Source organism: Plesiomonas sp. (genome assembly GCF_051652165.1).
Lineage (GTDB): Bacteria > Pseudomonadota > Gammaproteobacteria > Enterobacterales > CAMTGL01 > Plesiomonas.
The window spans coordinates 196,638-207,976 of the sequence record NZ_JBOFTR010000003.1 but is presented as its reverse complement, the minus strand read 5'-3'; the positions used below and the strand labels follow the sequence as shown (position 1 = coordinate 207,976).

Genomic DNA, 11,339 nt, shown 5'->3' with positions numbered 1-11,339 from the left:
TGCACCATGGCACGTTATACAAATAAAAATATCGTCATTGTTGGATTAGGCGCAACAGGGCTTTCCTGTGTCGATTTTTTTCTCAGCCAACATGTTACCCCCAAAGTGATGGATACCCGTAATGCACCAACGGGGTTAGATAAACTACCAACAACGGTTAAGGTGCATACTGGTGGGCTAAATCAAGCATGGTTACTCGATGCAGATTTAATTGTTGTAAGCCCTGGCATTGCGCTTGCACGCCCAGAGTTACAAGCAGCATTCGCTGCAGGGGTAGAGATTATTGGTGATGTCGAACTGTTTTGCCGTGAAGCAAAAGCACCTATCGTTGCGATTACTGGCTCAAATGGCAAGAGTACAGTCACCCGCTTAGTTGGTGAGATGGCGAACAGTGCCGGATTACGTGTGGGCGTAGGAGGGAATATTGGCATTCCGGCCTTATCATTGTTAGAGGCCACTTATGATTTGTATGTTCTTGAATTGTCGAGTTTCCAACTAGAAACTACCCACAGTTTACAGGCTATTGCCGCTACGGTATTGAATGTGACTGAAGATCATATGGATCGCTATCGGGGAATAGATGAATACCGTGCAGCCAAACTCTCTATCTATCAACATGCGGCACATATTATCGTCAATGCCGATGATGAATTAACAAAACCTACTCAGCCTGTTGATGGCCAACTTATACATTTTGGGATCACACAAGGGCAGTATTATTTATCAGAAGTAAATAGCTCTGTATGGCTAACAGCCCCTATTGCTAGTGAGCTTCATGCACCTGTGCACTCTGAAGCTGTATTGCCTGTCGATGACATGAAACTTGTAGGGCAACACAATTATGCCAATGCATTAGCTGCACTTGCATTAGCTGATGCAGCAGGAATTTCGCGTACAGGCGCATTACATGCATTGCGTACTTTCAGTGGATTAGAGCATCGCTTTCAATTGGTACACGAAGCGCATGGTATTCGCTGGATTAATGACTCTAAAGCGACCAATGTTGGCAGTACACAAGCAGCATTACATGGCCTAAAAGTAAGTGGGCGCTTACATTTGCTGCTTGGTGGTGATGGAAAAGGCGCTGATTTCAGTACGTTACAACCCTTACTACAACCTAAGCACATTCAGTTGTACTGTTTTGGCCGCGATGGACAACACTTAGCAGCATTAAAATCAGGCGCCGTGTTAGTCGATACACTTGCACAAGCTATGCAACAAGTTGTGGATTCTGCAACGTCTGGCGATATAGTATTACTCTCTCCTGCGTGTGCAAGTTTAGATCAGTTTAAGAACTTTGAAGTGCGCGGACAAGAATTTGTGCGTTTGGCACAGGAGTTAGCGCAATGATAGGGGCAAAAATATTCTCACGCATTATCAACTGGATAACAGGTGCATGGGAAAATGATGATCCTGGAAGTCGACTTTACGATCGTACACTACTTTGGTTAGCCATCGGTTTAGCTTTAATTGGCTTAATCATGGTGACATCTGCGTCAATGCCCGTTGGGCAGCGATTAGCCGATGATCCCTTTTTGTTTGCTAAACGTCACGGCCTTTATTTAGCCATTGCATTTTGCTTGGCATTAGGCACGTTACGTATGCCGATGAGTTTATGGCAACAACTGGGCGTACCACTTTTATTACTTTCAGTACTCATGCTGATTGTCGTTCTTGGTGTAGGCAGCTCGGTTAATGGTGCTTCTCGCTGGATAGCCTTTGGGCCTTTACGTATTCAGCCAGCAGAGCTAACGAAGCTTTCACTATTTTGTTATTTATCAGGTTATTTAGTTCGAAAAGGGGATGAAATTCGGGGAAAGCGGCTTGGATTTTTAAAACCAATGGGCGTGATGCTGCTATTAGCCATGCTTTTACTCGCTCAACCTGACTTAGGTACAGTTGTTGTATTATTTGTTACTACTGTAGGTATGCTATTTCTTGCTGGTGCACCTTTGTGGCAATTTTTAGCCTTAATTAGTATGGGTGCATTAGCTGTTGTTGTCTTGATATTGGCTGAACCTTACCGTGTTCGACGCGTAACCTCTTTCCTTGACCCATGGCAAGACCCTTATGGCAGCGGTTATCAACTGAGCCAATCACTCATGGCCTTTGGTCGCGGTGATTTTTGGGGGCAAGGCCTTGGTAACTCCATCCAAAAACTTGAATATTTACCTGAAGCACATACTGACTTTGTTTTTTCGATCATTGGCGAAGAACTTGGGTATATCGGTGTGGTTCTCATTTTGTTAATGGTATTCTTATTAGCTTTTCGTGCGCTGGCCATTGGTCGTCGGGCATTAGAAGCTGAACTGCGTTTTTCTGGATTTTTAGCGTGTGCTATCGGTATTTGGTTTAGCTTTCAAACTTTAGTTAATGTTGGTGCTGCCGCCGGTATGTTACCAACCAAAGGTTTAACCTTACCCCTGATCAGCTATGGGGGCTCAAGTTTACTTATTATGTCAACGGCAGTTGTTATTTTACTGCGCATTGATCATGAAACACGGTTAGCTAAAGCACAAGCTCATGTAAGAGGAAGCTAATGAAGGCAAAACGACTCCTGGTAATGGCAGGAGGCACAGGTGGACATGTATTCCCTGGCCTTGCCGTAGCCCATCAGTTGATGGAACAAGGGTGGCAAGTTCGCTGGTTAGGTACTGCTGATCGTATGGAAGCTGATTTAGTGCCTAAACACGGCATTGAAATAGACTTTATTCACATTACTGGCTTGCGTGGAAAAGGCTTAAAAGCTCAACTGAGTGCCCCTTTACGTATTTGGCGCGCGATCAAACAAGCTCAAGCGATTATCGCAGATTACCAACCTGATGTTGTGTTAGGGATGGGGGGCTATGTTTCTGGTCCAGGTGGTATTGCCGCTTGGTTACAAGGTGTTCCTGTTGTATTGCACGAACAAAATGCTATTGCTGGATTAACCAATCGCTGGTTATCAAAAATTGCTGCACGTGTACTACAAGCCTTCCCTGGTGCATTTCGTAACGCAGAGGTTGTGGGAAACCCTGTGCGGGCCGATGTCCTTGCATTACCAGCACCTTCAATACGTTATGCTCATCGACAAGGTGCATTACGTGTACTCGTTATTGGGGGAAGCCAAGGTGCACGCGTACTAAACCAAACATTACCAAAAGCGGCGGCACAACTTGGGGATAAAATTTGTCTGTGGCACCAAGTCGGGAAAGGTGCACTAAATAGTACCGCCCAAGACTATCAGCAGGCGGGAGTAATCTGCCAAGTTACTGACAATGAGCATCCACTGACACAACCAATTACTGAGCATACACTGGGCGAATTTATTGATGACATGGCCGCTGCGTATGCGTGGGCAGATATCATTATTTGTCGTTCAGGCGCACTGACAGTTTCTGAAGTGGCTGCCGCAGGCTTACCAGCAATTTTTGTTCCATTTCAGCATAAAGATCGTCAGCAATATTTAAATGGCCTGACGTTGGCACGTGCTGATGCAGCAATGATTATTGAACAAGATCAGCTTACAACAGAATATCTAGTGCAAAGTTTGCTAGAGTTAGATCGTACACGACTACTTGATATGGCACAAAAAGCACGCCATGTCGCTATTTCCGATGCCACAGAGCGGGTTTGCACAGTCATTACGGCGCTAGCAGATAAGAGATCATAATGAATCATATTAATAATCAAAAAATTGCAAAATTGCGCACAATGGTTCCGGAAATGCGCCGTGTCAGCCGCATTCACTTTGTTGGTATTGGTGGCGCAGGGATGGGAGGGATTGCTGAAGTCCTTGCTAATGAAGGGTATCAAATTAGTGGATCAGATATTGCAGAGAATGCAGTCACTCAACGCTTGCGTAATTTAGGGGCTGAAATCTTCTTACAGCACAGTGCTGATAACGTCTCTACTGCCAGTGTGGTGGTCGTATCGACTGCCATAAAAAGTGATAATCCAGAAGTTACCGCAGCGCGTGAGGCACGAATCCCCGTGATCCGCCGTGCTGAAATGCTGGCTGAACTGATGCGTTTTCGTCATGGTGTAGCTATTGCCGGAACACACGGTAAAACAACTACAACAGCACTGGTTTCCGGTATTTTTGCTGAAGCTGGGCGTGATCCTACCTTTGTAAATGGTGGATTAGTTAAAGCAACGGGCACTAACGCACGTTTGGGTGCGAGCCGTTACCTGATTGCTGAAGCTGATGAGAGTGATGCCTCATTTTTACACCTGCAACCTATGGTTGCAGTAGTCACCAATATTGAAGCTGATCATATGGAAACCTATAAGGGCAGCTTTGAAAATTTAAAACAGACCTTTATTGATTTCCTGCATAACTTGCCTTTCTACGGTTTGGCCGTGATGTGCATTGACGATCCTGTGGTCCGTGAGCTTTTACCGCGTATTGGCCGCCATATTGTGACTTATGGTTTTAGCGATGATGCTGATATTAGAATATGTGAATATCAGCAGCAGGGGGCTCAAGGTCATTTTGTTATTTGCCGTAATGGGCGAGATGCACTACAGGTTAAATTAAATATGCCTGGTCGTCACAATGCTTTGAATGCTGCCGCGGCAATTGCAGTAGCAACTGAAGATGGCATTGATAATGAGGCCATTGTGCGAGCATTAGAAAATTTTCAGGGAACAGGACGGCGTTTTGATTGTCTAGGAGAGTTCAGTGTAAACGGAGGCGATGTCATGCTTGTTGATGATTATGGGCACCATCCGAGTGAAGTTGATGTCACCATCAAAGCTGCTCGTGCAGGTTGGCCTGATCGTCGGTTAGTCATGATTTTTCAGCCACACCGTTATACTCGAACCCGTGATTTGTACGAAGATTTCGCCAGTGTTCTTTCGCAAGTTGATGTATTACTGATGCTTGATGTTTACGCTGCCGGAGAAAATCTTATTGAAGGGGCTGACAGCCGCTCATTATGCCGTACAATTCGCAGCCGAGGGAATGTCGACCCTATTTTTGTTCCTGAGCAGCACGATTTGCCACAAATTTTAGGACAAATTCTAAAAGGTGGCGATCTTGTACTGGCTCAAGGTGCCGGTGATATTGGCAAAGTCGCCCGAAATTTGGCGAATATGCGTTTACAAGCGCAGTAAACATTACGCGCATAGAGGATAACCATGACAGAGAAAGTGGCAGTATTACTGGGCGGAACATCAGCAGAACGTGAAGTTTCATTGAACTCGGGTGCTGCGGTTGTTGAAGGTTTGCGTACCGCAGGTTTTGATGCGTATCCTATTGATACTAAGAGTATTTCTGTTGCCAGTTTACCGGCGCAAGGTTTCAGTAAAGTTTTTATTGCCCTGCACGGACGGGGTGGTGAAGATGGCAGTATGCAAGGCATGCTTGAGCAAATAGGCTTACCCTATACAGGCAGTGGCGTATTAGCCTCAGCATTAGCAATGGACAAAATGCGAACCAAACAGATTTGGCAAGCCGTGGGTCTACCAATTGCTGAGTATGAATCTGTCACAAATTCGGTATTGGATAACGATTACCTAGCTACTATAATCGCGCGCCTTGGGTTACCGCTAATGGTAAAACCCTCGTTAGAAGGTTCTAGTGTAGGAATGAGTAAAGTATCAACTGCTCAAGAATTACGACCTGCACTGGAAAAAGCGTTTGAGCACGACACTACCGTATTGGTAGAGCAGTGGCTCAGTGGCCCAGAATTTACGGTGGCCATTGTGGGTGAACAAGTATTGCCTTCGATTCGTATTCAAGCGTCTGGCGTTTTTTATGACTACCAAGCGAAATATTTGTCAGATGAGACAGGTTATTTTTGCCCAAGTGGTTTAAATGAGACACAAGAGGCGGAAATCGGTGCACTGGCGAAAGCCGCTTATGATGCATTAGGTTGCCGTGGCTGGGGACGAGTCGATGTGATGATGGATAGTCAAGGGCGCTTTAACCTGCTTGAAGTGAATACATCACCAGGAATGACAAGCCACAGTTTAGTGCCGATGGCAGCACGTCAAGCTGGAATTGATTTTTCACAATTAGTCACCACAGTTATCGGATTGGCAGTCTAATTATGGCGCAGGCCTCAATAGTCTCACGATCATCAGAAACAACTGCGAAACGCCGTACTTCACAACGTACGGTGGCCTCATTTTTATGTGGCTTGCTGTTTTTTATCGCCGTAGTTGGATATGGAGCGAAAGGCGTGTGGTCTGCTATCGAATGGATGCAAGATAGTGAGCGTTTACCGCTATCGCGATTAGTTATTGCAGGTGATCGAAAGTTTACCACTGATGATGATGTACGCCGAGCGATCCTCTCAATGGGACCGTTAGGCAGCTTTATGACGCAGGATGTCCACAGTATTCAACAGCAATTGCAAATGATGCCATGGATTTCACGCGCTTCTGTACGCAAAGAGTGGCCAGATACTGTTCACCTTGATATTGCAGAATATACACCGGTTGCACGATGGAATGACATGCAACTTGTTGATGATAAGGGGAAATCATTTAATGCCCCTGTTGAACGTATGGCGAATAGTAAATTACCGTTACTATATGGCCCTGAGGGATCAGAAAAAGAGGTACTAGATGCGTGGCATAGCATGGAAAAGCTCATGCAAGATAATGGATTTCACCTTACAATGTTGGCATTAAGTCCACGTCATTCATGGCAAGTTGGGCTTGAAGGTGATATCCGACTCGAATTGGGGCGCGACAACCGCATGGCACGTTTAAAGCGGTTTATTAACGTATATCCTTTGTTACAGCAACAACCGGATAAGCGAATTAGTTATGTTGATTTGCGTTATGACAGCGGTCTTGCAGTAGGGTGGGCTCCGGTATTAATTGATCCGCAGCAACCTATAGCACAAGCTAAAAAAGCAAATCGAGCCACAATAAATCAAGCGAACACTAAGTCAGGTTAAGCACATGACCAAGGCGACGGATAGAAAACTGGTTGTTGGATTAGAGATTGGTACATTTAAAGTCTCCGCTCTCGTAGGGGAAATACTCCCTGATGGTATGCTAAATATCATCGGTGTTGGTAGTAGTACATCCCGTGGTATGGATAAAGGTGGAGTCAATGATCTTGAATCTGTCGTAAAATCTGTACAACGAGCAGTTGACCAAGCAGAGCTCATGGCCGATTGCCAAATCTCATCAGTCTATTTGGCACTATCAGGAAAGCATATTAGCTGCCAAAATGAAATGGGGATTGTGCCTATTTCAGATGAAGAAGTGTCACAAGAAGATGTAGATAATGTTATTCACACAGCGAAATCGGTAAAAACAAAAGAAGAGCACCGCATTCTGCATGTGATTCCTCAAGAGTTTGCCATAGATTATCAAGAGGGGATTAAAAACCCGGTTGGATTATCAGGTGTACGCATGCAAGCAAAAGTGCATCTTATTACCTGCCATAATGATATGGCAAAAAATATTGTTAAAGCTGTTGAACGGTGTGGATTAAAAGTTGATCAGCTTATTTTTGCAGGTTTAGCATCGAGCGATGCAGTACTTACCGAAGATGAGCGAGAGTTAGGTGTCTGTGTCGTCGATATCGGTGGTGGTACAATGGATATTGCCGTTTATACTGGGGGGGCGTTGCGTCATACCAAAGTGATCCCCTATGCAGGCAATGTAGTAACCAGTGATATCGCCTATGCATTTGGTACTCCACCTACTGACGCTGAAGCAATTAAAGTGCGTCATGGTTGTGCGATGGGTACATTAGTTAGCCGTGAAGAGACAGTTGAAGTACCGAGTGTAGGGGGGCGTCCACCTCGTAGTTTACAACGTCAAACACTGGCTGAAGTTATCGAACCACGTTATACCGAGTTATTGAACTTGGTTAATGATGAATTACAGTATTTACAAGAACAGCTGCGGCAGCAGGGCGTAAAGCACCATCTTGCAGCTGGCATTGTACTGACCGGCGGTGCATCTCAAATGGAAGGGCTTGCCGAGTGTGCCGAGCGTGTATTCCACACGCAAGTGCGAATTGGTCAACCGTTGAACCTAACGGGATTAACCGATTATGCACAAGCACCTTATTACTCGACAGTCGTTGGGTTATTGCATTATGGAAAAGAGTCGCAAATGAATGAGGAAGCTGACACTGAAAAGCAACGTTCAGTGGGTGGCATGTTAAAACGCCTCAATGGTTGGCTGAAACGGGAATTCTGATTTAGACCTGCTGCGGACAGGCACAAAACGGAGAGGGTTATGTTTGAACCAATGGCAATGATTAATGACGCGGTGATTAAAGTCATCGGCGTTGGTGGCGGTGGCGGTAACGCTGTCGAGCACATGGTGCGTGAAAATATCGAAGGTGTTGAGTTTTTTGTCGTCAACACGGATGCACAAGCACTGCGTAAGACCGCTGTAGGTCAGACAATTCAGATTGGCGGTGGAATTACCAAAGGTCTGGGCGCGGGTGCAAACCCAGAAGTGGGTCGTGGTGCAGCAGAAGAAGATCGCGAAGCACTGCGCAATGCACTTGAAGGCTCTGATATGGTCTTTATTGCTGCCGGTATGGGTGGTGGTACAGGTACAGGTGCAGCTCCGGTTGTGGCTGAACTGGCAAAAGAGTTGGGTATCCTGACCGTTGCTGTTGTTACCAAGCCGTTTAGCTTTGAAGGCAAAAAGCGGATGGCATTTGCTGATCAGGGTATCACCGAGCTATCAAAGCACGTTGACTCATTGATCACCATTCCAAACGATAAACTGCTCAAAGTGCTGGGTCGGGGGATCTCTTTGCTTGATGCTTTTGGCGCAGCGAATGATGTTCTTAAAGGCGCAGTACAGGGTATTGCCGAGCTGATTACTCGCCCAGGCTTGATGAACGTTGACTTTGCTGACGTACGCACCGTAATGTCTGAAATGGGTTATGCCATGATGGGCTCTGGTGTGGCAAGTGGCGAAGATCGTGCAGAAGAAGCAGCTGAAATGGCTATTTCAAGCCCATTGCTAGAAGATATCGATTTGGCTGGTGCGCGCGGTGTTCTGGTTAACATTACTGCTGGCTTTGACTTACGCCTTGATGAGTTTGAAACGGTAGGTAATACGATTCGTGCGTTTGCTTCTGATAATGCAACGGTTGTTATCGGTACATCATTAGACCCAGAGATGCACGATGAGCTGCGTGTCACTGTGGTTGCGACGGGAATTGGTGTAGAGCGTAAACCTGATATCACTCTTGTTAGCAAACATGCGCCACAGCAACCTATACATGAGCGTTATGCCGCGCATCAGATGACACCGATTCAGCAAGAGCCAAAACCAGCAAAAGTGGTAAATGAGCCAGCAGTTCAGCCAACAAAAGAGCCCGATTACCTCGATATTCCGGCATTTTTGCGCAAACAGGCTGATTAATTAAGCAACAATTTGGAATCTCCGTCACTTGTGTTAACATGTCTGACTATGAGATGAACATTTTACTTCGTTGTTATTTTGCTGTGCTTTTGTATTGAAGGCGAGTAAAGAGAGTAAATGTTAACGTAGCTAACTATGAGCGTAGTCAGACAACATAAACTTGTTACGCAGACGAGATAAACAAGATGATCAAACAACGGACTTTAAAACGTGGTATTGAAGCGACTGGGCTGGGGTTACATACCGGTCGTAAAGTCACTTTAACATTGCGGCCAGCTCCGGCTAATACCGGGGTCATCTATCGTCGCACTGACTTAAATCCTCCGGTTGATTTTCCGGCTGATGCTAAATCCGTGCGTGATACTATGCTCTGCACGTGTTTGGTGAACGATGATGATGTACGTATCTCTACCGTTGAGCACTTAAATGCTGCGTTAGCGGGGTTAGGGATTGATAACATCATCATAGATGTGGATGCACCTGAAATCCCGATTATGGATGGCAGTGCAAGTCCGTTCGTTTACCTGTTGCTCGATGCAGGGATCGAAGAACAAAATGTAGCAAAGAAATTTATCCGCATTAAAGATACGGTACGTGTTGAAGATGGTGATAAGTGGGCAGAATTTGTTCCTTATAACGGTTTTAGAATTGATTTTACTATCGATTTTAACCACCCAGCAATTGATGCAGGTGCACAACGTTTCCGTTTAGATTTATCGGCAGATAGCTTTGTTAGCCAAATTAGTCGTGCACGTACTTTTGGTTTTATGCGTGATATCGAACACTTACAATCGAAAGGGTTGTGTTTAGGTGGTAGTTTTAATTGTGCCATCGTGTTAGATGATTATCGTGTATTAAATGAAGATGGTTTACGCTACGACGACGAATTTGTGAAACATAAGATTCTCGACTCTATTGGTGATCTCTATATGTGTGGTCACAATATTATCGGTGAGTTTCGTGCATATAAGTCAGGCCATGCGTTGAATAACAAATTGCTGCAAGCAATGTTGGCTCAGGCCCATGCTTGGGAGTATGTGACTTTTGAAAATGAAGCACAGATGCCACTTAAATTTGCAGCACCTTCATTGGTATATGCATAAACTGATAAACTGCGCACATTAACGATAAGCATAGAGTATAAACACAGATAAATATAGGCATGCCTTTTTCATCAGGCAGTGTTTAGATAAATTAATGTGTTATGTGCACAGAGTATAAGCAAACTAAAGAGGATTGTACGTCATTCATTTGCGTACAATCCTTTGTTCATTTTGGTGTTTTAAATCTGTATCTCTTGTGCAATAGAGTATGATAGTAGTGATTTTTGGGGACATAAATAGCTAAGTAGGTTGTTATTTAGCCTTGGAGTTTAATGCTGTATTTTGCTGTGCTAAAGCCGCAAGTTTTTGCAGTTTTTCCTTTAATTTAGCCGATGCCGAGCTATGGCTGGCCAATACATGTAAATGCTCTGCCGTTTGTGCACTAATAGTTCGTGTGGCCCTCTCTGCAGACTCAGAGTAATGCTGTATTGATGGTGTACTCTGCCATGTAGCATGAGAAATAGCCATTCTCGGATTGATTCGGTGCTCAATGGTCACTAGCGTTGGGAGTGTCTGGCGACGTAATTCCGAGAGTAATGCTGGAATAAGGTAGCGTAAACGTAACGCAAAGCTGGCATTTGTAATTTCAAGGATTAAAATGCTCTGGCGGAAGTTGGCTACTCGACAATGTGGATGCAGCTCTGCGGGTAGTAACGCTTTGACCGTTTGATTGAGCTTTAGCAGTGCAATAGCCCGTTGTTGTACATTTTGTAGATGGCTTTCAGTAAACAAAGCTTCTAGTGGTTGTGGGCGATGATCGCGCATAATAAGCTATACCGTACAGGTTATTTAGCTCACACGTTAAATTAACATTCAACGTGCGAGAGATGTGTCACATCTGATACTACTATGCTATCAGTCAGTTAGTGGTATCATCAGGTATAACGTGATGTA

10 protein-coding genes are annotated in these 11,339 nt (G+C 44.9%); 9 read left to right on the top strand and 1 reads right to left on the bottom strand.

The genetic code is table 11. From position 1 onward, the window contains the following. Nucleotides 1-6: 6 nt before the first annotated feature. The 9 genes from murD (at nucleotide 7) to lpxC (ending at nucleotide 10,445) form a co-directional block, all read left to right on the top strand. Nucleotides 7-1,350 (top strand): UDP-N-acetylmuramoyl-L-alanine--D-glutamate ligase, encoded by a 1,344-nt coding sequence (murD, locus tag ACRC53_RS02220; RefSeq protein WP_438641938.1) that lies wholly within the window; start codon nucleotides 7-9, stop codon nucleotides 1,348-1,350. After that, on the top strand, nucleotides 1,347-2,540 hold the full coding sequence (gene ftsW, locus ACRC53_RS02215) for a cell division protein FtsW (protein WP_438641937.1): 1,194 nt from the start codon (nucleotides 1,347-1,349) through the stop codon (nucleotides 2,538-2,540). Before murD ends, ftsW begins: the two co-directional genes overlap by 4 nt. Beyond that, nucleotides 2,540-3,652 (top strand): undecaprenyldiphospho-muramoylpentapeptide beta-N-acetylglucosaminyltransferase, encoded by a 1,113-nt coding sequence (gene murG, locus ACRC53_RS02210; protein WP_438641936.1) that lies wholly within the window; start codon nucleotides 2,540-2,542, stop codon nucleotides 3,650-3,652. Before ftsW ends, murG begins: the two co-directional genes overlap by 1 nt. After that, on the top strand, nucleotides 3,652-5,097 hold the full coding sequence (gene murC, locus ACRC53_RS02205; RefSeq protein ID WP_438641935.1) for a UDP-N-acetylmuramate--L-alanine ligase: 1,446 nt from the start codon (nucleotides 3,652-3,654) through the stop codon (nucleotides 5,095-5,097). Before murG ends, murC begins: the two co-directional genes overlap by 1 nt. Before the next feature lie 24 nt (nucleotides 5,098-5,121). Beyond that, on the top strand, nucleotides 5,122-6,033 hold the full coding sequence (locus ACRC53_RS02200) for a D-alanine--D-alanine ligase (protein ID WP_438641934.1): 912 nt from the start codon (nucleotides 5,122-5,124) through the stop codon (nucleotides 6,031-6,033). A 2-nt stretch (nucleotides 6,034-6,035) separates the two neighbouring features. Next, entirely contained in the window at nucleotides 6,036-6,893 is an 858-nt protein-coding gene (locus ACRC53_RS02195) for a cell division protein FtsQ/DivIB (protein WP_438641933.1), read from the top strand. A gap of 4 nt (nucleotides 6,894-6,897) precedes the next feature. After that, on the top strand, nucleotides 6,898-8,154 hold the full coding sequence (ftsA, locus tag ACRC53_RS02190) for a cell division protein FtsA (RefSeq protein ID WP_438641932.1): 1,257 nt from the start codon (nucleotides 6,898-6,900) through the stop codon (nucleotides 8,152-8,154). A gap of 39 nt (nucleotides 8,155-8,193) precedes the next feature. Then, nucleotides 8,194-9,342 (top strand): cell division protein FtsZ, encoded by a 1,149-nt coding sequence (gene ftsZ, locus ACRC53_RS02185; RefSeq protein ID WP_438641931.1) that lies wholly within the window; start codon nucleotides 8,194-8,196, stop codon nucleotides 9,340-9,342. Nucleotides 9,343-9,527: 185 nt separating this feature from the next. Next, nucleotides 9,528-10,445 carry a UDP-3-O-acyl-N-acetylglucosamine deacetylase gene (gene lpxC, locus ACRC53_RS02180; protein WP_438641930.1) on the top strand — a complete coding sequence of 306 codons (918 nt, stop codon included), beginning with the start codon at nucleotides 9,528-9,530 and terminating at the stop codon, nucleotides 10,443-10,445. 252 nt (nucleotides 10,446-10,697) lie between these two features. Here the strand turns inward: lpxC and ACRC53_RS02175 are convergent, their stop codons facing one another. Next, nucleotides 10,698-11,210 carry a DUF721 domain-containing protein gene (locus ACRC53_RS02175; protein WP_438641929.1) on the bottom strand — a complete coding sequence of 171 codons (513 nt, stop codon included), beginning with the start codon at nucleotides 11,208-11,210 and terminating at the stop codon, nucleotides 10,698-10,700. Nucleotides 11,211-11,339: the final 129 nt, after the last annotated feature.

Bases quoted from the DNA above. Each gene is read 5' to 3' on its own strand.
- murD (WP_438641938.1), top strand. From the start codon at position 7: ATGGCACGTTATACAAATAAAAATATCGTCATTGTTGGATTAGGCGCA.
- ftsW (WP_438641937.1), top strand. From the start codon at position 1,347: ATGATAGGGGCAAAAATATTCTCACGCATTATCAACTGGATAACAGGT.
- murG (WP_438641936.1), top strand. From the start codon at position 2,540: ATGAAGGCAAAACGACTCCTGGTAATGGCAGGAGGCACAGGTGGACAT.
- murC (WP_438641935.1), top strand. From the start codon at position 3,652: ATGAATCATATTAATAATCAAAAAATTGCAAAATTGCGCACAATGGTT.
- ACRC53_RS02200 (WP_438641934.1), top strand. From the start codon at position 5,122: ATGACAGAGAAAGTGGCAGTATTACTGGGCGGAACATCAGCAGAACGT.
- ACRC53_RS02195 (WP_438641933.1), top strand. From the start codon at position 6,036: ATGGCGCAGGCCTCAATAGTCTCACGATCATCAGAAACAACTGCGAAA.
- ftsA (WP_438641932.1), top strand. From the start codon at position 6,898: ATGACCAAGGCGACGGATAGAAAACTGGTTGTTGGATTAGAGATTGGT.
- ftsZ (WP_438641931.1), top strand. From the start codon at position 8,194: ATGTTTGAACCAATGGCAATGATTAATGACGCGGTGATTAAAGTCATC.
- lpxC (WP_438641930.1), top strand. From the start codon at position 9,528: ATGATCAAACAACGGACTTTAAAACGTGGTATTGAAGCGACTGGGCTG.
- ACRC53_RS02175 (WP_438641929.1), bottom strand. From the start codon at position 11,210: ATGCGCGATCATCGCCCACAACCACTAGAAGCTTTGTTTACTGAAAGC.